Below are 21,769 nucleotides of genomic sequence, written 5' to 3'. Positions count from 1 at the left end.
CTCACCTACGGACGCATGAAATTTAACAACGTTATCGAAGTCATAGGGCGAACGCCCCTCGTGAAACTCAATCGGGTCGGCGCGCATCTGGAATGTAATCTGTACGCTAAATGTGAATTCTTAAATCCCGGCGGATCGCTCAAAGACCGTATCGGTAAATCCATGGTGGAAGCGGCGGAACTTGAAGGCCGCATTAAACCCGGCGATACATTGATCGAACCGACCAGCGGCAATACCGGCATAGGTATCGCTTTAGCGGGAGCCGTTCGCGGATACCGCGTGATCATCACGATGCCGGAAAAGATGAGCAGAGAAAAACAGGTGGTGCTGGAGGCGCTGGGCGCTGAAATTATCCGTACTCCGACCGAAGCTTCGTTCGATTCTCCCGAGAGCCACATCAGCGTTGCGCGGCGCCTGCAGTCGGAACTTCCCAATGCGCATATTCTCGACCAGTATTCCAATCCCAATAATCCCAATGTGCATTATCACGAAACGGCAAAAGAGATTCTGGATGATCTTGATGGGAAAGTCGATATGATCGTCATGGGCGCGGGAACCGGCGGTTCGATCACCGGCGTGGCAAAAAGATTAAAAGAGCATAATCCGAAATGTATCGTGATCGGCGCGGATCCGGTGGGTTCGATTTTGGGCGGCGGCGCGGACGTCGGCACATACAAGGTCGAAGGCATCGGATACGATTTTGTTCCGGATGTATTGGATCGATCTTTTATTGATGAATGGGTCAAAACGGAGGATCAGCCTTCATTCTTACTTTCGCGCCGCCTGATACGTGAAGAGGGGTTGCTGGTCGGCGGTTCAAGCGGGTCCGCTTTATACGCGGCTCTGCAAAAAGCGTCTAAGTTGAAAACGGGACAGAATTGCGTCGTGGTTCTGCCGGACGGTGTGCGAAATTATATGACTAAATTTGTCGACGATAAGTGGATGCGGGAAAATAAATTTTTTGAATCCAAACCGATTCAGGGAAAGGTCAAAGATATTCTTGGGCAATCCGCACGGCCGGCGTTGGTTTGTTCCGACGACATGCAGACCATCCAAAAGGTGATTGCTGTGATGCGCGAAAAAGGCATATCGCAATTGCCGGTTACCTCCGGCGGCGTATTGGTCGGCATCGTTTCGGAAGCGGATCTGATGGAGTATTTAAGTTCAGGCGCCGGACAGAGTTCGTCGCTGATTTCAAAATGTATGAATCGGCAGGTTCCGATGGTCGCGCCGAATACGCCGATTTCGACTTTGCAGGAAATATTCCGCCAGGCTAATGCCGTCGTGGTCGTGGACGATCAACGTAAACCGCTCAGCATCATGACACGGATCGATCTTCTCGATTATTTAGCGGGTAAATAATTTAAAATAAAATAGACTGAGAAAGAAAAATAGAATGGGTTTTTTAACGGATTCAATTCATGCCGGGCAAACGCCCGATCCGACTACCGGCGCGGTCATTACGCCGATCTATCAGACGTCGACGTATGCTCAGGAGGAACTCGGGGTCAGCAAAGGTTTTGATTACGGGCGCACGATCAATCCGACGCGCGTTGCATTGGAAAACAATATTGCGGCTTTGGAGAACGGAAAATTTGGTTTAGCTTTTTCAAGCGGCATGTCGGCCATTCAGGCAATAGCCGGGCTTCTGAGCGCCGGAGATCATGTGATCGTTTCAGATAATGTGTACGGCGGGACGTTTCGTTTCTTTGACAAGATCATGCGCCGCTATGGCCTGACTTTTTCATGGGTGGATACGTCGGACGTAAAAAATATTACCGACGCAATTACTAAAGAAACAAAAATGATTTATGTGGAAACCCCGACCAATCCGATGCTGACCATTACCGATCTGAAATCCGTTGCTGAGATCGGTAAAAAAAATAAGTTCATTACGGTCGTGGACAACACCTTTATGAGTCCGTATTTTCAACGACCGTTGGAGTTTGGAATTGATATCGTTCTGCACAGCACGACGAAGTACATCAACGGCCACAGCGATGTGATCGGCGGCATTGTGGTTACGGGTAGTCAGGAACTCCACGACAAATTGCGTTTTCTGCAAAATGCGATCGGCGGAGTGCCTTCGCCGTTTGACTGCTGGCTGGTAATGCGCTCCACTAAAACGCTGGCATTACGCATGCGTCAGCATAATGAAAATGCCATTCAAATGGCGAAGTTCCTCAGTACGCATCCCAAAGTTAAAAAAGTGTATTATCCGGGATTGCCGTCGCATCCGCAGTATGAATTGGCAAAAAAGCAAATGAGCGGTTTCGGCGGAATGATCTCAATCGAATTGGGGTCATTGGAAAACGGGAAAAATTTATTACGCAACGTCAAAATTTTTGCTTTAGCGGAAAGTTTGGGCGGCGTCGAAAGTCTCATTTGTCACCCGGCAAGTATGACGCACGGTTCCATTCCGCTCGAGGACCGGATAAAGCTGCATCTGACTGACGGATTGGTAAGGCTATCCGTCGGCTGTGAAGATCCCGAAGATCTGATTGCCGATATTAAAGCCGCATTAGAAAAAGTTTAGAAACGGAAAAACCCATTGGTATGATTCAGATTAACTATGATAAATGTGATCTTTGCGGAGCCTGTGTGGGAGTGTGTCCGTTTGATGCGATGGAACTTACCGAAGTTCGCCTCAGCGTGATTCACTCTAATTGCACCGAATGTGATTTTTGCGTGGAGATATGCCCGTTCGAAGTGCTGACCAATGACGGCGTTCCGCTCAAACCGCGCGCATCCGAGCGCAGAAAACCATCGATTCATTCCGTAACGTAAATGATGCACGAGCCCACCTCGAATCAGGATTGGTTTTACGGCCTTTCTGCCTTCTTATTGCTTGGTTTTTTGTTAGTAATCGTCGAATGGGTTCGCCGCCGTTTTCATTGGTCCGGCGAGGTCACACGAAAGATTATCCACATCGGAACCGGCCTGCTTGTATTCATATCGCCTTTATTTTTGACATCCAAAACGCCCGCGGTCGCGCTGGGTATTTTTTTTACTGCCTTTAATTACTTCGCTGTTCGTTTTCATTGGCTAAAGGGTATACACGGTACGAGCCGAACTACCTACGGTACGGCATGGTATCCATTGGCTTTTTCATTGCTCACTTTTCTATGCTGGGATCATAATAAGCCCGCGCTCATGACCGCCATGTTGGTCTTGGCGATCGGCGATGCATCCGCCGCTTTGATCGGCGGACATTGGAAGAGACCGCACATCTACAATTTGACCGGTGATGCCAAAAGTATCGAAGGCTCTGCCGGCATGTTACTAGTATCTTTTTGCGTAATTCTTATTTCGTTTTATTGTCTCGACCGGTGGAATTTTCTTCCATGGTCATGGCAGCTTGCTCTGATAACGGCATTGACAGCCTCTATGATGGCAACCGCTTCGGAAGCGGTTTCAGCCAGAGGTTCGGATAATATGACCATTCCGCTCAGCGTTGCATTGGTAGTTCAGGTCATGACAAATTCATCTGAAGGTTTTGTTTTACAATTTTTATTTGCAACGTTCTTATCACTCGCCGTTTCGTTACTATCATACTATGCGCGTTTTCTAAATGCCGGAGGGGCTACGGCGGCTTTCATTTTAGGAACGATCGTGTTTGGGCTGGGCGGCTGGACATGGGCTGCCCCGATCCTGGTGTTTTTTTTAACCTCCAGCATTCTCTCAAGGCTTGGCAAAAACCGCAAGCAGCAATACGATCTCGTGTTTGAAAAGAGCAGTACCCGCGACGTCGGTCAGGTTATTGCCAATGGCGGCGTTGCAGGTATTATTATTATTCTATCGTTCTATTATCCGAATCAGGATTGGTATTTTGTTTTTCTGGGAGTATTAGCTGCGGTTACGAGCGACACTTGGGCTACGGAAATCGGAGTTTGGTTCACAGCCGCGCCCCGCAACATTCTGAATTTTAGAAAAGTGGCGGCGGGAACTTCCGGCGGTGTAACGCTTGCCGGTACATTGGGCGGGGCTCTCGGGGCATTAAGCATCGCCGTTAGCGGGTATGGGGTCAACGGAGACTTATTTCTGAAAAGTTCATTGGAGTTTAGCTTTTTTTGGATTATCTTAGCAGGATTAATTGGAAGCACGGTGGACAGCATTCTTGGAGCAACTTTTCAATCACAGTATCTCTGCGAGCGGTGCAAAAAAGTGACCGAACGCAAGGTACATTGTGGCACACGTTCAACTTTAATCCGCGGATGGGAATTTTTTCATAACGACCGGGTCAATTTGATCTGCGGTTTGAGCGGCGGCTTGGCCTTGTATTTGATCTACTAATCCTTAATTTTCTGGAAACGATATATGTTTATAGGACGAGTCGTCGGAACAGTTTGGGCAACTAAGAAAGTGGACAATGTCAAATCGCTCCGGTTTCTTATGGTTCATCCGGTCAATATTGACAAAGCGCCTAATACCAACGTGGTAGTGGTTGCCGACACGCTGGGCGCCGGTATCGGTGAATTAGTTATTTGTTCATACGGGCATGCGGCGAGGCGCGCGATCACCGATGAACCGAACGAACTATCCATTGAAGCGGCTGTAATCGGAATTGTTGATGAGATTGAAGTTGATGAAAAACTATTAAGCGGTTTGTCTGTTGAAAAACTACAACACAACTATCCTCCTGAAAAGAAATCATAGTAATCTATTCCCATCCATGCGTTTTTCCATTCGACATTGGGCTTCCGGGTTATTTTTTGCGGTGATGCTCTTTTTAAATTTCAATTCAAATGTCTTAGGTCAATTCGAAGAAACCCGGACACGATTTCGTTCCGTGTACGTAGATTCTTCCGGAGCTTTGATTGATTCCTTGCCGGTTTTTGAGGATAGTGTTTTTGTATCCGGTAAAGAATATGAGTTCACCGGACTGGACGATAAGGGTGAATCAACCGGTCTAAATGTTTTTGATGAAGCCACATTAAACCTATCCTTAAAAGTTGGAGAAGAAGAAGATCGCGACCTTGGATTTTTTGGTAAAGCCGGCTCGTGGTTTGTCAATAACCTGACACGTATTGTAACGCTGACGTTCTGGGATCCCGGTATAGGCACTAATCGTTATTTCTTTGTCAATGAGATATTAACGGAAGACCTCCGGTTGATCCGCTCGTTATACGAGGAACAAGGGTATTTTGACGCCCGGATAGTGAAATACAAAGCAACGTTGTCGAAAGACCGCAGAAAAATTTCTGTTAAGATCTATATCCGCGAAGGCAAGCCGACAGTACTTGCTGACGATCCTAGAATTAAGGTGACTTCATCGCTTCCACTGATTGATCCCAAGCGTAATCTCGATCCGGAAAAAATCATATCGCAACTTATCGTTCAAAAAGGCAATATTTTTGTCAGAGAAAATATCGACCTTGATAAAGCGACCATTCAAAAGATATACGGCCAATACGGTTATTATTCAGCGGAAGTATCGGAATCTATCGATACAATATCTACCGAGGAACGCAAAGTAAATTTAGTTTACACAGTATTTCCCGGACGATATACGGTGTTCGGTAAAACCGATATAGCCGGTAATTACTATAAAAAGCAGAATAACAATGCGGATACGACAAAAAAAATAGTGAACGACGAAGTGATCCTGCTGAAGGTACGTTATAAGGAAGGTAAGCCGTTTGACCCGGATAAATTAGGTCTGAGCGTTGGCCAGATTAACGGCCTCAGTGTATTTCGATCTGTAAAACCTATATTGTCCAGAAAACGCGGCCAGATTGATTCTTCGCTGATAGCTTCCAAATCGGAACTTGCCGCCATACTGGATTCGATAAAACAACATGCAGACAATCGTTTAATCGGGAAAGATATGCATTTGGATGAACTTGGCATCCCGGTTGATACGTTAAATATAACGATGTCGGTGAGCGAGAGAAAAGAGAAGATCATTAAACCCGGCTTTGGTATTACCACCGATTTCAGAGATTTGCCGGCCAGCGAACGCCGCGGATTGAGTAATCTCCCGTTTCTCGGTTTGCAGGTATCATGGCAAAGCAGAAATTTTTTCGGCGGAGCGAGAAAACTCGAAGTTTCAAGCCAGGTGAGCAAAGGATTTGTAAACGACATATTGTTCGCAAATTATATGCAGGGAAAAATAACGTTTCGTCAGCCGTCATTTATACTTCCTTTTATTCGCGACGCTGAAAACGATCTCCTGCTCTCAGTTTCAGCCGAACGTAACAACACAAAGGCATTCGATGAACTCAGCTACGAAGTTTCGCCTACGTTTGTTCGTCAATTTAACAGGCAGTTAAGCATGAACTTTACGCCGTTGTCCTTTACGCGGAAACTGCTTCTCAGAACGGAAGCCAGCGACAAAACGAATAAAAACTTTTTTACTACGAACTCAAGGTTGGGCTTCACACTTAACAGCAGCAACGACTTTTTCTATCCTAATACGGGTTTTCTCATCTATGCTAACAGTGATTTTGCAGGTTTCATCTTACCGTCGGATCTTAAATATGTGAAATTGAGTTTAGACAATAGAAAATATTTTGGATTATCAAAAAAAATATCGTTGGCGCTGCGTGCACGTGTAGGTTCGGATATTCCCTATTACGTTGGCGGGGATAAGACAATCATTCCTGTCAGCGAGCAATTTTACGGCGGCGGCCCTAACAGTATCCGCGGCTGGGGCATCAAAGAATTGGGCGTTATTGAAGAAAGGCTCACTACCGATAGTTCGGGAAAAGTATCGAGCAGACTTACCTACTTGGGCGGCAACAGTATTATGGAGGCCAGTATCGAGTTTCGATACAATTTATATATCTCACGAAATCCGAATGACGTGATAAGCGGTATGGATATAGCCGCGTTTTTTGATTACGGCAACGTATGGACGGAATATGATTTTAAGAACTTCGACAAGAAACTGCCAATTCAACCTGTCGGCGCCGCGGGTATCGGAACGCGCATTAGAACCTTGATAGGGCCGGTACGTATAGACGTTGGATATAAATTAGTTAATATCAATAAGCTTAAAGTGCGCGACGTCGTTACAGATGATGTGCGGACGATTAGCTCCAAGGGCGCTAAGCTCATTTCTCCGATCGCTTTCCAGATTACGTTGGGTCAGCCCTTCTAATGGAAATAGAATTGTGAATTCAGACATGTCTTCAGAATCGCTTAAAACAAAGTCTTTTTATCCTTTAATTGTTTGGATGATTGTTATTTTTATTTCTTCGTCGATTGAGGGCTCGTCCTTGCCACTTCTGGATGTTTGGTCATTGGATAAATTTGTTCATACGGGCGTTTATGCGGTTCTGGCTTTTTGTTCATTACGTGCTTTTACTCATTACGGTTATGCAAGAAAGAAAAACATAATATGGATTATCGGATGGAGTTTATTTTTTTGTTTGATATATGCAGCATCCGATGAATTTCATCAGAGCTTTGTTCGAGGCAGGTATGCGTCCGCATTAGACTTCTTCGCCGATTCGATTGGAGTCGTTGCAATTCATATCTACTATTTTTTTCGCAAATTTTAAATCAGGCCGGAACATGTCGATTATTGAAACACTGAAACGACGATTGGCAAAAACGCGGGACAATCTTTTTGGGAGACTTTCGGCTGTATTGCAGGGCCAAACTGTAATTGATGAATCTTTGCTTGGGCAGATTGAAGAGATATTAATTACGGCCGATATAGGCGTCATGACCTCGCACAAAATTCTAGAGAAACTCCGGCAGCGAATAAAAAAGGAAAAACTAAACGATACGCAGATCATCTATACCCTGCTTGAGGATGAGATAGAGAAAATGATTGTCATGCAGAACCATATTCCGATGGAGTCGAAGATACATCAGCATAAGCCGTTTGTCATATTGATTGTTGGGGTGAATGGAACAGGCAAGACGACGACCATCGGCAAGCTTGCCAATCGTTTTGCAAAGGCCGGAAGCAAGGTTTTGCTGGTGGCCGGAGATACTTTCAGGGCAGCTGCCGGAGGGCAGCTTGAAGTTTGGGCTCGCCGTTCGGCTGTGGAGATCGTTCGTCAGGCGGAAGGCGCAGATCCTGCATCGGTCGTATTTGACGCACTTACATCGGCCAAAACCCGTGGATATGACGTAGTATTAGTGGATACAGCGGGGCGGCTTCATACCAAGATCAATTTGATGGAGGAACTGAAAAAAATTCGCCGTGTTATCGAAAAACAGATACCTGATGCGCCGCACGAAACGTTACTCGTTTTGGACGGGACTACCGGTCAGAATGCCATTCAGCAGGCAAAACAATTTTCGCAGGCAGCGCAGATATCCGGGCTCATTCTTACCAAACTGGACGGCACAGCAAAGGGCGGCGTTGTACTGGCAATCCAGCAAGAGCTAAAAATTCCCGTTCTATTTATTGGTATCGGAGAGGGAATTGACGATCTGGAAGAATTTAATTCACGTGATTTTGTTAAAGCCATTGTTGAATAAACCACGCGAGAGTAGGATTTGAAAAAAATAAATTTCATTATCGGGCTGCATAATCATCAGCCGGTTGGAAATTTTGATTTTGTCTTTGACGAAGCTTATCAGAAGGCGTACAAACCGTTTTTGGATATGCTGGATAAATTTCCATCGATCAAAATTAACATGCATTTTACCGGTATATTATTGGACTGGATTGATCGTACCTATCCTGAATTTATTACGCGGCTACGTGTGATGGCAGAGAGTGGACAGATCGAAATTATCGGAGGAGGATTTTATGAACCAATCTTGTCTGTTATACCGGATCATGATAAACTGGGACAGATCAAAAAACTCTCATCATATTGCGAGGAAAAGTTCGGCGTCAAACCCCAGGGTATGTGGATGGCAGAGAGAATTTGGGAACCGCATTTGCCTAAACCTATTCATCAGGCGGGGATGCGGTACGTCGTTCTGGATGATACGCATTTCAAATATACCGGATTAGAAGAAGAGGATCTCACCGGCTATTTTGTCACCGAGGAAGAGGGCCTTAAGGTGAATGTGTTTCCCATCAGCAGAACACTGCGGTACACGATTCCGTTTCATGATCCCGAAATAACGATAGATTATTTAAGAGACATGGCGACCGAAGAAGGTGATCGGATTGCCGTTTTCGCCGACGATGGAGAAAAATTCGGTATCTGGCCTCAGACGTACCGGCATGTATATGAAAACGGATGGCTTGAGAAGTTTTTTAAACTTCTGGAGAAAAACAAAGATTGGATTAGGATTCTGCATTTTTCTGAGTCTCAGAGTTTGGTGAAACCTTCCGGACGTGTCTATATTCCGTCTTCATCTTACAGTGAAATGCAGCACTGGGCATTGCCCGTAAAAAGTTATCTGTCCTACGAACAGTTTGAAAATACATTAAAAGAAAAAAACTTATTTGATGAATACGGTATTTTTGTGCGGGGCGGATTTTGGAGAAATTTTTCTGTAAAATATCCCGAAGCTAATCGAATGCACAAAAAAATGCTCAGGCTGAGTAACCGAATTCAGATGCTGAAAGCCGTCGTAACGCCCGAAGACCAAAGTGCGGCTGAAGAAAAAGCCCGTCTGCTGGAAAAAGCGCAAGACCATCTATGGGCGTCGCAATGCAACTGTCCATACTGGCACGGAGTTTTCGGTGGAATTTATCTCAATAATATCCGTTATGCCATGTACCGCGAAATGTTATTATGCGAACAATTGCTGGACACGGTAGAGAACGGCGATAATGAAAAATGGTACCAAATTGAAAAAATCGATTACGATGCAGACGGGCGGGAAGAAATTCTGATAGAAACCAAGCAGCTTGATTTGTATTTTAACCTTGAGAATGGCGCGGGGTTATTTGAATTGTCTTACAAGGACGTGCCGATTAATCTCGGCGATACGATGACGCGCCGCGAAGAAGGCTACCATAAAAAATTAACTGAATTCAATGCCGATAGTGCCGCATCAGAAGTTAAAAAGAACAGTAATGATGTAGCCAGCATCCACGATCTTGTCCTTGCTAAAGAAAAAAATTTACATGAGTTTTTGTTATATGATTCGTTTACCCGACAGAGTTTCCTTGATCATTTCATACCGCTGGATACCGGATTTGAATATTTCTACAAAGGCCATTTTATCGAATCGGGCGACTTTATAGAAAATCCTTTTAGCGGGAAAAACAATTCTGATGAAAAGAAAATACAATATGTTTTTAGTCGCGAGGGACAGGTTGATCAGACCAAACTACTGCTTCATAAAACTTTTTCACTTATTCCGGGCACCACACAAATTCAAATATTATATGAACTCCGAAATATCGGCGATAAAATTATAAAATCGTTATTCGGACCGGAATTGAATTTGACTTTGCTAGCCGGTAAGGCAGATGATCGTTATTATTATGTAACAGGACAGACGTTGGCCGACAGACAATTAGCAAGCAAAGGTGTCAACGCGAACGTATCCGAACTCGGTATGGTGGATCATTGGCTGGGCGTGGATGTTAATTTAAAACTGGAACAACCCGCAACGTTTTGGCGGCATCCCGTAGAAACTATTTCTCTGTCCGAAGAGGGTTTTGAGCGAGTATATCAACAGTCCTGTTTATTCCCGCACTGGAAGATTTCGTTGAAACCTGACGAGGTGTGGTGCGTAAACATAATACTTAGTCTATCAAGAAAAATAGAACATTAAATATAAATCGGAGAATTTGTATGAAGAAAAAAATCTGGATTCCCATGATCGCGCTTTTTGTTGTCGTTCTCGCCATTACCGGATTTTCCAATACTGCGCAGAATGCCTACAAAAATATCGTCAAGCTGAATACGGTTTTAGATCTTATATCAAAGACCTACGTTGAAGAAGTTGACGGTGAAAAGTTGGTTGATGACGCCATTATCGGTGCGCTAAAAAGCCTAGATCCGCATTCCGTGTACATTCCTCCGAAAGAATTGAAGCAAGTTAAAGAAGAGTTCAAAGGAAACTTTGAAGGTATCGGAAGTCAGATTGATGTAATCAATGGCCAGTTAACGATTGTGACGCCGATTCCCGGCAGTCCGTCCGAAAGGATCGGCATTCAGGGCGGCGACAAAGTTATGATGATTAATTCCGTTACGACCAAGGGTATAACGACGGATGAAGCGGTTTCAAAATTACGCGGGCCGAAAGGAACTTTGGTACACATCAGCATTCAGAGAACGGGCATAGAAGGATTGCTCGAATTTGACATTATTCGCGATAAGATTCCGGTTTACAGCGTTGACGCAAAATTTATGCTGGATGAAAACACGGGATATATACGTTTTGTGCGGTTTGCCGAAACTACGTCGGATGAGATCGAGCAGGCCTTGAAGGAATTGGAAAGTAAAGGGATGAAGCAACTTGTGCTGGACATGCGAAACAACGGCGGCGGTATTTTGGAAGAAGCAAAAATGATCGTGGATAAATTTCTGCCCGGCGGTAAGATGATCGTGTATATGAAAGGGCGAATTCCGGGTTCTACGCAGGAATTTTATTCAAGCGACAAAAAATCGTATCGAAGTTACCCGGTCGTTGTGCTGATCAACCGCGGCTCTGCTTCTGCATCGGAAATTGTTGCGGGCGCGATACAGGATCTAGACAGGGGTGTCGTCGTAGGTGAACGGAGTTTTGGGAAAGGGTTGGTGCAAAATCAATTTGATCTGAATGACGGCTCGGCTGTGCGTATCACGATAGCGCGTTATTATACGCCCAGCGGTCGCCTTATACAGCGACCCTATGATAATAAATCGCTGGAAGATTATTATGGAGAAGCCCGGCTAAACGATACGCTGCATACGGACACGTCAAAAGTGTTCAGTACGTCGATGGGGCGCAAAGTTTTCGGCGGCGGCGGTATTGTTCCGGATTATTTCATTACGGACAATGACACTGTGACAGCTTATTATATCAAGCTCTGGGGAAAAGGCGTTTTCAGGGATTTTACAAATAATTATCTTGAAAAAAACGGCCCGGCATTACGCGATCAATATAAATCAAATTTCATGCAATTCGGAAAATCTTTTGACCTGACTGAATTGGACATTCAGGAAATGGTGAATCTAGGGCTTCAAAAGGGTATTCAGATTGAGCAAAAATCAGTCGATACGGATAAAGACCTGATGAAGAATTTGGTGAAAGCCGAGATTGCTCGTTATATATGGAGCAGTTTTGAGGCTTCTCAGATACGTTTTCAGAACGATCCAGCGCTGAAACAAGCTGTAACGTATTTTCCACAGGCTAAGAAATTTACCGAGACGCGAGTCAAAACGAAATAACTACTCAAAAGTAGAATGATATATGGGAGGTCGTATGAGAAAAAAAATAATATTGCCGGCGCTGCTGATCGTGGTGATCATCGCTGTAGTTACCGGCTTTACTCAGTCTGCGAAGCTTTCCAACGAAAATTCCGGTAAACTCAGGGGCGTTCTCGACATGATCGAGAAGACCTACGTTGAAGAGGTCGACGGTAACAAACTGGTGGATGACGCTATCATAGGGGCGCTGAAAAGTCTCGATCCACATTCGGTATACATCCCGCCGAAAGAAATGAGACAAGTCAAAGAGGAATTTCAGGGTAATTTTGAAGGCATAGGAATTTCATTTGAAATCGTAAATGGAATACTGACCGTTGTGTCGCCCATACCCGGAACGCCCTCAGATCGCGCCGGAATTCTTGCCGGGGATAAGATCGTCATGATCGATCGCACCACGGCCAAAGGTATAACGAACGAGGATGTATTCAAAAGGCTCAAAGGACCGAAAGGGACTACGGTTCATGTAAGCATAGAACGCGCCGGAGTAAATGAATTGTTGGAGTTTGACATTGTTCGCGATAAAATACCGATCTTCACTGTGGATGCTAAATTCATGTGGGATGAACAAACCGGATATATTCGGTTGAATAAATTTGCCGAAACATCATCCGATGAGATCGAACTCGCCATACAGGAACTCGAAATCAGAGGCATGAAGCAGTTGGTGTTGGATCTGAGAAATAACGGCGGAGGATATTTAGAGCAAGCGGAAATGATCGTAGATAAATTTTTGCCGGGCGGAAAAATGATCGTATACACTAAAGGGCGTATTTCCAATTCGTCGAGAGAATACATCTCGACGTCAAAAAGTTCCTACCGTAAATTTCCGATGATCATTTTAGTCAATCGTTATTCCGCTTCGGCCTCAGAAATTGTTTCCGGCGCTTTGCAGGATCTGGATCGGGCAATCGTTGTAGGTGAAAGAACCTTCGGTAAAGGGCTGGTACAGTCGCAATACGATTTGAATGACGGATCTGCTGTACGCATCACGACGGCGCGATACTATACGCCGAGCGGCAGGCTGATCCAGCGTTCGTATAACGGTAAATCACAGGAGGATTATTATAAGGAAGCGCATTTAAATGATACTCTGCAAACGGACTCTTCAAAGATTTATTTCACCACGATGGGACGTAAGGTCTTCGGCGGCGGAGGAATCGTTCCCGACTACCATGTTGGTAATGATACGTTTAGCGTATATTATGCGAAGCTATGGAGCAAAGGTGTTTTCCGGGAATACGTCAATAAGTTTTTAGAAACCAATGGCCCGGCTTTACGTGTGCAATACAAAGAAAATTATCCTAATTTTTTGAAATCGTATGAAATTTCCGAATCCGATTTTCAGTCATTAATTCGGTTAGGCAATCAGAAAGATGTTCTTGCCGATGAGAAGGCTATTGAGAAAGACAGAGGGGATATGAAAAATGTGGTAAAGGCGGAAGTGGCGCGTTATATCTGGAGTTTAAATGAATCGGCGCAGGTGCGTCTTAAGGCAGATCCGACAATACAGGAAGCCATACAATATTTCCCGGAGGCGGTAAAATTTGCAGGTAAGAAATAAAAAAGAAACTGTAAATAAAAGGCGTTCCGGCGGGTACCGGAACGCCTGTGATGAAACCCATTTCCCGGCTTATATATGAGAACTGATATTTTCAAATACGTAATTGTTGATCTTATAATTCTCATTTGACAGTTTGATGCAGAACGATTTCATTAGGTTCATGCCGCCGCCACGGTCGATCGCATAACGGCTGCCAAGCTTGTAAACTTTCTTCTCACGGATCAGTTTTTCCATTATGGCCTTTATCATGCCGATATTTTTCGGATTTTCTTTCATGTGCAGTCGTTTTGCAACCACATTGGCGGAAGTCGGCTCGCAGTCCAAACCAAAACGTAAAATGCGGCTTTCCAAATCCATAAAAAGCGGGGCACTTTTAGTTTTCCTCGAATCGGCGATTCTTTCCTTTGATTGCATTTGAACTCCTCCTTTGTTAATGGATGGATAAAAATTTTTTTTGAAGATATTTTATTTAAATACAAATTGTCTGCCAACTTTTACGATATTATTATATATTGTAAAATATAGGCTTGTGGTTCTCAATTCACTTGATATTCCCGGTCGTTGTGTCTCATTATATTTTAGTTGCAACAATTTGAGACAACGACTTATTCTAAGTTTGAATTTTTAAACTATTACTCTTTGGCTTTACAATCATTTTAAACATAAAGGAGACAAACAATGCCATACGACGAAAGAATGGTATCACCGATGCGACAGGAATTGACGCGAATCGGGTTTAAGGAACTGAAAAATACTGCAGAGGTCGAGGAAGACATCAAGAACAAAAAAGGGACGACCTTAGTTGTTGTTAATTCAGTTTGCGGATGTGCCGCGGGAATGGCTCGCCCGGGAGTTGCATTATCATTAAATAATTTAGTTATACCGGATCATCTGACGACTGTATTCGCCGGGCAGGATATAGAAGCCGTTGCCAAAGTTCGTAGCATGATACCGGAAATTCCTCCTTCATCACCTTCTGTTCTGTTATTTAAAGACGGTAAACTCTTGTGGGCGCTGCAAAGGTTCGAGATTGAAGGTCATACCGCTTCAGATGTTGCAGGAAAGCTAACAGCGGCTTACGAAGCTTATTGTTCGAAGGAAACCGTGACCACATAAAATGGTGATGACAAAAACCCGATAAGTATGAAAAATAATATAGATCGGTAAGGTTTATGAAGACAATGAAAGCGGTAGTTCTGCGAGATATTGGCAACCTCGAGAAATTGTCGTACGAAGATGTTGAGTTTCCGCTTGTTAAATCAGGCGAAGCCGTGGTTTGCCTCAAAGCCGCAGCTCTCAATCACAGGGATTGGTGGATCGTACAGGGGCTTTACGCCAAAATAAAAGTTCCGGTCATCTTAGGTTCGGACGGCGCCGGGGAAGTTGTAAGTGTTGGCGATCCAAAGGACGAAGTTCTTATTGGCCAACGGGTCGTTATTCATCCGAGCTTAAGTTGGGGCGATAATGCGCGTGCACAGGGGAAAGATTTTAGAATTTTGGGTATGCCGGATAACGGGACTCTGGCGGAATATGTGATCGTTCCGGTAAGCAATATTTTTGAAAAGCCAGAATATTTAACCGACGAAGAAGCTGCTGTGCTGCCATTGGGAGGCTTGACCGCATATCGCGCACTGTTTGTACAGGGAAAGCTGCAAAAAAATGAGGTTGTTCTCATAACAGGAATTGGAGGAGGAGTCGCCACACTGGCCATGCAGATGGCTTTAGCTTACGGAGTAAAAGTAATGGCCACATCGGGTCATGAAGAAAAAATTCAACGTGCGATAAAAGCAGGAATAGCATTTGGAAGCAATTATAACGATGAAGACTCCTTCAAAAAACTAACGGCGGCGGCAGAGACTTACGGCGGGATTGATCTTATAATTGACAGTGCGGGCGGTAAAGGCTTTGGAGATTTATTGGCGCTCATAAAGCCGGGTGGCCGGATTGTCAATTTCGGTGCGACGGCAGGAAACCCTGAGTCGCTCGATTTAAGAAAAATGTTCTGGAAACAAATTACACTTCAAGGTTCTACTATGGGAACAAGTGAGGATTTTAAAAATATGATCGCATTCTTCCGGTCGCATGAGATCAAACCGGTTATTGATAAAGTTTTCTCGTTGAAGGACTTTGCACACGCATTCCAACGCATGAAAGATGGAATTCAATTTGGAAAAATCATACTGAAACCCTAAATTAACTTGTCAATCAAAAGAACCCTGTGATGCAAACATGTGAGTAATAAAAAACTTATTGAGGAGTACGAAGATGGAATCAAATCAAACAGAGCCTGTCGCTGAGATGAACGTATTCAGTAGAATTATTAATTTGTTCGTAACGCCATCTAAAACGTTCGAAGCGCTAATTGTAAAACCCGATTGGGTGACCCCCTTAATTTTGTTTTTCTTAATGTTCATTGCGACGAGCATCTTGTTAAAAGAGGTAATACAAGCAGAACAGGCCGTTGCAACAAAAGAATCCATCATGAAGAACACTCAAATTCCTGATAGTCAAAAGCAGGAAAGCGCAGATCAGGCAATTTCCATGATGAAAAAATTCTGGGCCGTTGGGATCGGCGTAGGATTCATTGTCGTTCTGGCGTTCTATTTATTGGGGGGCCTGGCTCTTCATATTGGAGGGAAAAATATAATGAAAGGCGAAGGATCTTATCTCCAGGCCCTATCGATCTTTGGCTACAGCGGGTTGGTAGACATATTGGCAGGCATCATCAAAGTGCCTTTAATGATGGCCAACCAGACGATGCGGGTTGATACCGGTTTAGGAATGCTGATTGCTACGGATCAGACGCGAACGCCGCTATATATTTTTTTGAGCAAGTTTGATTTGTTTACTTTTTGGCAATTGGCCATACTCATCATAGGTCTGTCGATGTTATATAAGTTTTCCAGAGGCAAAACGGCTGCTTTGGTTATCGGATTATGGCTAATATGGGTTTTACTCAGTGTCGGTTTTACAGCGCTAGGCACAAGTATGGGAGGATAAAATCGAGTAACTTTGGTCATCCTGACATTTGAATTAAACTCCATGAAGTTGTCTTCATGGAGTTTTTTTTTGAAACTTTTGTTACCTTTATCTGTCTAATATTTGTTGAATACACCGGGGGGCGGTTGGCAATTTAAAATATATTTTGTAGATTAGTAAAAAAAATGAAACAAAGTTTCTTGAATTACGAATATAGAATTAGTTTAAAAAATCATATTGAACTTATGAGGAGATTACTATGAAAAAATGGACATTATTGGCGATGATTTTGTCGGCGTCAACCACGATAAGCGCTCAGGAAAAAAGGGCAATTGATATTGATGAAGCGGTTAAAATTGCCATGCAAAATAATATTCAGGTCATCACGGCGCAAAACTCTTACAACGCTACTGTTGCAAACGTTTTACCAAAAACGTGGGGCAACGCATTGCCTACGGTGGACCTGAATGGCAGATATTCCTTGTCAGACCAGTCTAGTCCTTTTTTTACAACCTCAGGAGTCAAAAATAGCTCTGAGAGTTATTCATATAATGTAACGGCTAATTACGTCTTGTTCGACGGTTTTAAGAAATTTGTAGATATATCGCAAGCAAAAACGGACGAAAAGTCTGCACGATACGATTTTGAACAAGCAAAACAAGAGGTAACTCTTCAGATATACCAATCCTATGTAAATGTTTTGAAAAATCAGCAGCTTTTGAAGATCAGTGAAGAGAATCTTAAGAGGAGCGAAGAACAACTTAAGAGACTTGAAGAACGTAATAAACTTGGCGCTCAGATATTATCCGATGTGTACAAACAACGAGTTCAGGTTGGGTCTGATAAGTTATCAGTCAACAAGGCCAAGAACAATTTAAATACGTCAAAAGCCAGTTTGAATAGTTTGATTGGCATCGACGTGCGCACTGAAATCACCTTAGTCGAACTTCCGTTTGATCCAAATGCGGAATTGTTGAAGGTTGAGTTTGACGACGCATATGAGAATGCACTCGAACAACGAAAAGATTATTTAGCATCCACAAAAAAAGTTGAAAGCGCCCAGGGTTCTCTAAAAGCCTCTAAAAGTGGTTATTTCCCGGTTGTAAGCGCGTTTGCAACCTATCAATGGAATGATGGTTTTGTACCAAAAACATATAAATCCTATACGATGAACGACCGCAGCAGTATTGGAATTAATCTACAAATTCCTATTTTCTCAGGATTTCAAACCAATGCTGGTGTCATAAGGGCCAATGAAAGCGTTCAGACTGCCAAAAGCAATTTAGAAACCACAAAACGTAAAGTTGCGCTCGATATTAAAATTGCGTTGTTAAATATGCAAACGTCGTTTGAAAATGTGAAGTTATCGGAAGAAAACGTAAAGTCGGCTAAGGAAGATCTTCGCCTGGCTACAGAACGTTATAATCTTGGCGCAGGAACCGTTTTGGATCAGATCACGGCAAATACGGGATATTCGACAGCAGAAGCAAATTATACGCAGTCGATCTACGATTTTATTTACGCTCGTCAGCAGTATTTGCTGGCAGTAGGAATGTTGAGTAACTAAGCTTACAACTAAATTTTACTTTTATTAAGGAGAAACCCTATGTCCAAGAAGAAAAAAATACTCATCGGCGCCGGATTGGCAATTGTGATCACGGCCGTCGTCGTATTTAATCTGGCGAATAAAAAAGAAAACTTGATCGAGGTTCAGACGGAAAAAGTAAAACGCGGCGACGTGATCAAAACGGTCAGCGCGTCCGGGAAAATTCAGCCCGTGACGGATATTAAGATCAGTTCCAATGTCAGCGCAAAAATCACGAAAATGACCGTCAAAGAAGGGGACCGTGTTCAACGCGGGCAATTATTGGTTTCTCTTGATCGAACAGTATATGAAGCCTCAGTAAATCAGTCCAAAGCGGAACTCATGCGCGCCAAATCGCAGGTGATTTCTGCGGAGGCAAGTTTGCTTAAAGCTAAACAGGATTATGATCGAATCAAGGGCTTACATGACAAGAAACTTGCTGCCGATTCTGAACTGCAATCGGCCGAGGCGGGACTTTCAACGAGCCGGTCGGCTGTAGAATCTGCCCAAAGCCAGGTTCAAGCTGCGCAGGCCGATCTGGATCGAAACTTGGATAACCTGAGTAAAACAGAGATTTTTTCTCCTATTGCCGGTACGGTGAGTAAATTAAATAAAGAAGTTGGTGAAATTGCATTAGGGTCACAATTTTCTCAGGATGTGATCATGGTTGTTGCCAATTTAGCAGAAATGGAAGCGCGTGTCAATGTGGATGAAAACGATGTGGTATCCGTCAGTTTAAATGATTCGGCTGTCATCGAAGTCGATGCGCTTAACGATCAAAAACTGCACGGCCGTGTAACGGAAATTGCCAATACGGCCAATGTCATTTCAGCGGGCACACAGGAAGAAAAAACTGAATTTGAAGTGAAGATCGCTTTATCGGACAATATACCGACATTAAGACCGGGAATGTCCACGACGTCCGACGTTACAACGGATGTGAAAACCAACGTGCTGAGCGTTCCGATCCAATGCGTTACCGTACGGTTACCTGAAAAATTAAAACACAAAGAAGGTGTTGAAAAGGACGTAGCTATTGCCAACGATACGGCGAGTGAATTCAAGCCAAATAAAGACGGCGTCGTTGAAGTTGTTTTCGTCATTGAAAACGGAACCTCAGTAGCCAAAGCGGTAAAGACCGGAATTCAAAGCGAATCGCATATCGAAATCCTTGAAGGCCTTAAAGAGGGTGATGAGGTGGTTATAGGAAATTACCGCGCCATAAGTAAATTGCTCGAGAACGGATCCAAAGTAAAAGTTGATAACGAGAAGAAGATGGCCAAAGGCGGACAAGATGAAGAACGTGACGGGAATTAATATTTAACAAAAAAGTCACTGACCAAATGAGGATCGTAAAATGGTAATAGATTTCAGAAATATGACAAAAGTGTATACGATCGGCACGGAGCAGGTTCATGCGCTACGCGGGGTTTCTATGACGATCAAAAAAAACGAATACATCGCGCTCATGGGCCCTTCGGGTTCCGGTAAATCGACGATGATGAATATGATAGGGTGTTTGGATACGCCCACCAGCGGCGAATATCTTTTTGAAGGTCAGGATGTTGCAAAATTGACGGATGATCAATTAGCTGAGATCCGAAATAAACGGATTGGTTTTGTGTTTCAGAATTTTAATCTGATTCCTCGCTCAGATGTGTTTCATAACGTGGAATTACCGATGATCTATGCGGGCGTTGGTGCATCGGAACGCAGAAGCGCCACACTTGATGCGATTGAAAAAGTCGGCCTGACTGAACGCATGAAACACAAACCGAATGAACTTTCCGGAGGCCAGCGTCAGCGTGTTGCCATTGCGAGAGCATTGGTGAACAACCCGTCGATCATTTTGGCAGATGAACCTACCGGAAACTTGGATTCAAAAACCGGAGAAGAGATCATGGGCGTATTTGAGGATCTCTACAAAGCCGGGAACACGATTATCCTGGTAACCCACGAAGAAGATATTGCGTCGCACGCACGCCGCGTCGTTCGCTTAAAAGACGGTTGCATCGAAGTCGATGAGATGATGAACGGTAGAAAAGTATTTAAAAAAGTTCTTGTTGACGCTTAAAGACAGATAATCCATCACGTTCAAAAAGATTATATATGAAACGACTGTTTTACGAAACAATAGAAGCGTTCAGAATCGCGCTCAACGCGATTCGCGCCAATAAAGCACGAGGATTTCTTACCACTCTCGGTATTGTCATAGGAATTACGGCCGTATCTACAACGATGACGGTGATGGTGGGCATGAGAAATTCATTTCAGTCGCAATTGTCGGCGATGGGAACGGATGTTCTATATGTATCTAAACATCCGTGGCTCATCATGGACGACTGGTGGAAGTATCGTAACCGGCCGCAAATTACGTTTGACGAAAGCAAAAAACTTAAAAAAGCATTGGGAGATAAAATCGTAGCGGTTAATCCCAGCGTGGGCACTGTTCGACCCGTCAAATATGAATCCAAGACGCTGGAAGATATTTTCGTTCGCGGAACGACGGAAAACGAGTTATTCACATCTTCTGCCGTACCGGAAGCGGGAAGATTTGTGACGAATCTCGATGTAGAGAATTCTAAGTACATCTGTGTGATCGGTTTTGATGTCAAGGAAAAATTGTTTGAAAACAAAGATCCTATCGGAAAAAAATTAAAAATAGGGGCCTACAATTTCAAAATAGTTGGCGTCATAGAGAAGCAAGGCCGATTTCTCGGTGGCTTAGGAGGGCCTAATTTAGATGCGCAAGTAGCCATTCCGATTTCAACTTTTCTAAAATCGTTCGGGCGTTCCAGGGGATTGCAGCTTGCTGTGAAGGTCAAGGATATGAGTTTGATGGACGATACATCGGATGAGATCACGGGCGCTATGCGAAAAATAAGAAAACTGAAGCCGACTGCGGGTGAGAATTTTTCAATAAACCGCCAGGATACTTTTACAAAAGTATACGATCAAATTATGGGCGTTGTCGGCTTGGTGGGGGTCCTTATTACGAGCATTTCCCTGTTTGTCGGCGGCATCGGCGTTATGAATATTATGTTTGTATCCGTGACGGAAAGAACTCGCGAGATCGGAATCCGAAAGGCGATCGGCGCAAAACGAAAGACCATTCTGGTCCAATTTCTTTTTGAAGCAGCCATGATCTGTCTGATCGGCTGCGTTATAGCATTGATTCTATCTTATATTATAAGTTACGTAATCAATATTTTCTTTACCGCGCAGTTGTCGATTGGCGTGGTTCTTGTTGCCGTTCTGATCGCAATTGTTGTCGGCATACTGTCCGGTTTTTTACCGGCCTTAAAAGCGTCGCGGTTAGATCCTATAGATGCATTGCGTTATGAATAATAATCATAT

19 protein-coding genes are annotated in these 21,769 nt (G+C 43.9%); 18 read left to right on the top strand and 1 reads right to left on the bottom strand.

Features of this window, described 5'->3' with window-relative positions; genetic code table 11:
- Nucleotides 1-15 precede the first annotated feature (15 nt).
- From F9K33_05030 to F9K33_04980, 11 genes are read left to right on the top strand one after another with little or no spacing between them, the layout of a single operon-like run.
- On the top strand, nt 16-1,362 hold the full coding sequence (locus F9K33_05030) for a cystathionine beta-synthase (protein KAB2880542.1): 1,347 nt from the start codon (nt 16-18) through the stop codon (nt 1,360-1,362).
- A gap of 34 nt (nt 1,363-1,396) precedes the next feature.
- On the top strand, nt 1,397-2,536 hold the full coding sequence (locus F9K33_05025) for a cystathionine gamma-synthase (GenBank protein ID KAB2880541.1): 1,140 nt from the start codon (nt 1,397-1,399) through the stop codon (nt 2,534-2,536).
- A 20-nt stretch (nt 2,537-2,556) separates the two neighbouring features.
- On the top strand, nt 2,557-2,787 hold the full coding sequence (locus F9K33_05020; GenBank protein ID KAB2880540.1) for a 4Fe-4S dicluster domain-containing protein: 231 nt from the start codon (nt 2,557-2,559) through the stop codon (nt 2,785-2,787).
- Entirely contained in the window at nt 2,788-4,293 is a 1,506-nt protein-coding gene (locus F9K33_05015; GenBank protein KAB2880539.1) for a DUF92 domain-containing protein, read from the top strand.
- A gap of 24 nt (nt 4,294-4,317) precedes the next feature.
- The gene (locus tag F9K33_05010) at nt 4,318-4,656 is read left to right on the top strand and encodes an ethanolamine utilization protein EutN (GenBank protein KAB2880538.1); all 339 of its coding nucleotides are present in this window, start codon (nt 4,318-4,320) and stop codon (nt 4,654-4,656) included.
- 16 nt (nt 4,657-4,672) lie between these two features.
- Nucleotides 4,673-7,102 (top strand): BamA/TamA family outer membrane protein, encoded by a 2,430-nt coding sequence (locus F9K33_05005; GenBank protein KAB2880537.1) that lies wholly within the window; start codon nt 4,673-4,675, stop codon nt 7,100-7,102.
- The gene (locus F9K33_05000; protein KAB2880536.1) at nt 7,020-7,505 is read left to right on the top strand and encodes a hypothetical protein; all 486 of its coding nucleotides are present in this window, start codon (nt 7,020-7,022) and stop codon (nt 7,503-7,505) included. Before F9K33_05005 ends, F9K33_05000 begins: the two co-directional genes overlap by 83 nt.
- A 13-nt stretch (nt 7,506-7,518) precedes the next feature.
- Nucleotides 7,519-8,439, top strand: coding sequence for a signal recognition particle-docking protein FtsY (ftsY, locus tag F9K33_04995; GenBank protein KAB2880535.1), 921 nt, complete (start codon nt 7,519-7,521; stop codon nt 8,437-8,439).
- Between the two features lie 18 nt (nt 8,440-8,457).
- Nucleotides 8,458-10,647, top strand: coding sequence for a DUF1926 domain-containing protein (locus F9K33_04990; GenBank protein KAB2880534.1), 2,190 nt, complete (start codon nt 8,458-8,460; stop codon nt 10,645-10,647).
- 20 nt (nt 10,648-10,667) lie between these two features.
- The gene (locus F9K33_04985; GenBank protein KAB2880533.1) at nt 10,668-12,248 is read left to right on the top strand and encodes a S41 family peptidase; all 1,581 of its coding nucleotides are present in this window, start codon (nt 10,668-10,670) and stop codon (nt 12,246-12,248) included.
- A 22-nt stretch (nt 12,249-12,270) separates the two neighbouring features.
- Nucleotides 12,271-13,848 (top strand): S41 family peptidase, encoded by a 1,578-nt coding sequence (locus F9K33_04980; protein KAB2880532.1) that lies wholly within the window; start codon nt 12,271-12,273, stop codon nt 13,846-13,848.
- A 69-nt stretch (nt 13,849-13,917) separates the two neighbouring features.
- Here the strand turns inward: F9K33_04980 and F9K33_04975 are convergent, their stop codons facing one another.
- Entirely contained in the window at nt 13,918-14,262 is a 345-nt protein-coding gene (locus tag F9K33_04975) for a hypothetical protein (GenBank protein KAB2880531.1), read from the bottom strand.
- Nucleotides 14,263-14,544: 282 nt separating this feature from the next.
- Between F9K33_04975 and F9K33_04970 the strand changes: the two genes are divergently transcribed.
- The 7 genes from F9K33_04970 (at nt 14,545) to F9K33_04940 (ending at nt 21,760) form a co-directional block, all read left to right on the top strand.
- Entirely contained in the window at nt 14,545-14,964 is a 420-nt protein-coding gene (locus tag F9K33_04970) for a BrxA/BrxB family bacilliredoxin (protein KAB2880558.1), read from the top strand.
- A gap of 65 nt (nt 14,965-15,029) precedes the next feature.
- The gene (locus F9K33_04965) at nt 15,030-16,040 is read left to right on the top strand and encodes a zinc-binding dehydrogenase (GenBank protein ID KAB2880557.1); all 1,011 of its coding nucleotides are present in this window, start codon (nt 15,030-15,032) and stop codon (nt 16,038-16,040) included.
- Between the two features lie 73 nt (nt 16,041-16,113).
- A complete protein-coding gene (locus F9K33_04960; GenBank protein ID KAB2880530.1) occupies nt 16,114-16,848 on the top strand; it encodes a YIP1 family protein in 735 nt (244 codons plus the stop codon).
- Between the two features lie 238 nt (nt 16,849-17,086).
- On the top strand, nt 17,087-18,394 hold the full coding sequence (locus tag F9K33_04955) for a TolC family protein (GenBank protein KAB2880529.1): 1,308 nt from the start codon (nt 17,087-17,089) through the stop codon (nt 18,392-18,394).
- Nucleotides 18,395-18,433: 39 nt separating this feature from the next.
- Nucleotides 18,434-19,729, top strand: coding sequence for an efflux RND transporter periplasmic adaptor subunit (locus F9K33_04950; protein KAB2880528.1), 1,296 nt, complete (start codon nt 18,434-18,436; stop codon nt 19,727-19,729).
- A 40-nt stretch (nt 19,730-19,769) separates the two neighbouring features.
- Nucleotides 19,770-20,486, top strand: coding sequence for an ABC transporter ATP-binding protein (locus F9K33_04945; GenBank protein KAB2880527.1), 717 nt, complete (start codon nt 19,770-19,772; stop codon nt 20,484-20,486).
- Between the two features lie 35 nt (nt 20,487-20,521).
- A complete protein-coding gene (locus F9K33_04940; GenBank protein ID KAB2880526.1) occupies nt 20,522-21,760 on the top strand; it encodes an FtsX-like permease family protein in 1,239 nt (412 codons plus the stop codon).
- The last annotated feature ends 9 nt before the right edge of the window (nt 21,761-21,769 follow it).

The organism is bacterium, assembly GCA_008933615.1.
Classification (GTDB): domain Bacteria; phylum CLD3; class CLD3; order SB21; family SB21; genus SB21.
Note: the sequence above shows the minus strand (reverse complement) of the source record. Positions and strands in the feature narration are given on the sequence as shown.

Bases quoted from the DNA above. Each gene is read 5' to 3' on its own strand.
- F9K33_05030 (KAB2880542.1), top strand. From the start codon at position 16: ATGAAATTTAACAACGTTATCGAAGTCATAGGGCGAACGCCCCTCGTG.
- F9K33_05025 (KAB2880541.1), top strand. From the start codon at position 1,397: ATGGGTTTTTTAACGGATTCAATTCATGCCGGGCAAACGCCCGATCCG.
- F9K33_05020 (KAB2880540.1), top strand. From the start codon at position 2,557: ATGATTCAGATTAACTATGATAAATGTGATCTTTGCGGAGCCTGTGTG.
- F9K33_05015 (KAB2880539.1), top strand. From the start codon at position 2,788: ATGATGCACGAGCCCACCTCGAATCAGGATTGGTTTTACGGCCTTTCT.
- F9K33_05010 (KAB2880538.1), top strand. From the start codon at position 4,318: ATGTTTATAGGACGAGTCGTCGGAACAGTTTGGGCAACTAAGAAAGTG.
- F9K33_05005 (KAB2880537.1), top strand. From the start codon at position 4,673: ATGCGTTTTTCCATTCGACATTGGGCTTCCGGGTTATTTTTTGCGGTG.
- F9K33_05000 (KAB2880536.1), top strand. From the start codon at position 7,020: ATGATGTGCGGACGATTAGCTCCAAGGGCGCTAAGCTCATTTCTCCGA.
- ftsY (KAB2880535.1), top strand. From the start codon at position 7,519: ATGTCGATTATTGAAACACTGAAACGACGATTGGCAAAAACGCGGGAC.
- F9K33_04985 (KAB2880533.1), top strand. From the start codon at position 10,668: ATGAAGAAAAAAATCTGGATTCCCATGATCGCGCTTTTTGTTGTCGTT.
- F9K33_04980 (KAB2880532.1), top strand. From the start codon at position 12,271: ATGGGAGGTCGTATGAGAAAAAAAATAATATTGCCGGCGCTGCTGATC.
- F9K33_04975 (KAB2880531.1), bottom strand. From the start codon at position 14,262: ATGCAATCAAAGGAAAGAATCGCCGATTCGAGGAAAACTAAAAGTGCC.
- F9K33_04970 (KAB2880558.1), top strand. From the start codon at position 14,545: ATGGTATCACCGATGCGACAGGAATTGACGCGAATCGGGTTTAAGGAA.
- F9K33_04965 (KAB2880557.1), top strand. From the start codon at position 15,030: ATGAAAGCGGTAGTTCTGCGAGATATTGGCAACCTCGAGAAATTGTCG.
- F9K33_04960 (KAB2880530.1), top strand. From the start codon at position 16,114: ATGGAATCAAATCAAACAGAGCCTGTCGCTGAGATGAACGTATTCAGT.
- F9K33_04955 (KAB2880529.1), top strand. From the start codon at position 17,087: ATGAAAAAATGGACATTATTGGCGATGATTTTGTCGGCGTCAACCACG.
- F9K33_04950 (KAB2880528.1), top strand. From the start codon at position 18,434: ATGTCCAAGAAGAAAAAAATACTCATCGGCGCCGGATTGGCAATTGTG.
- F9K33_04945 (KAB2880527.1), top strand. From the start codon at position 19,770: ATGGTAATAGATTTCAGAAATATGACAAAAGTGTATACGATCGGCACG.
- F9K33_04940 (KAB2880526.1), top strand. From the start codon at position 20,522: ATGAAACGACTGTTTTACGAAACAATAGAAGCGTTCAGAATCGCGCTC.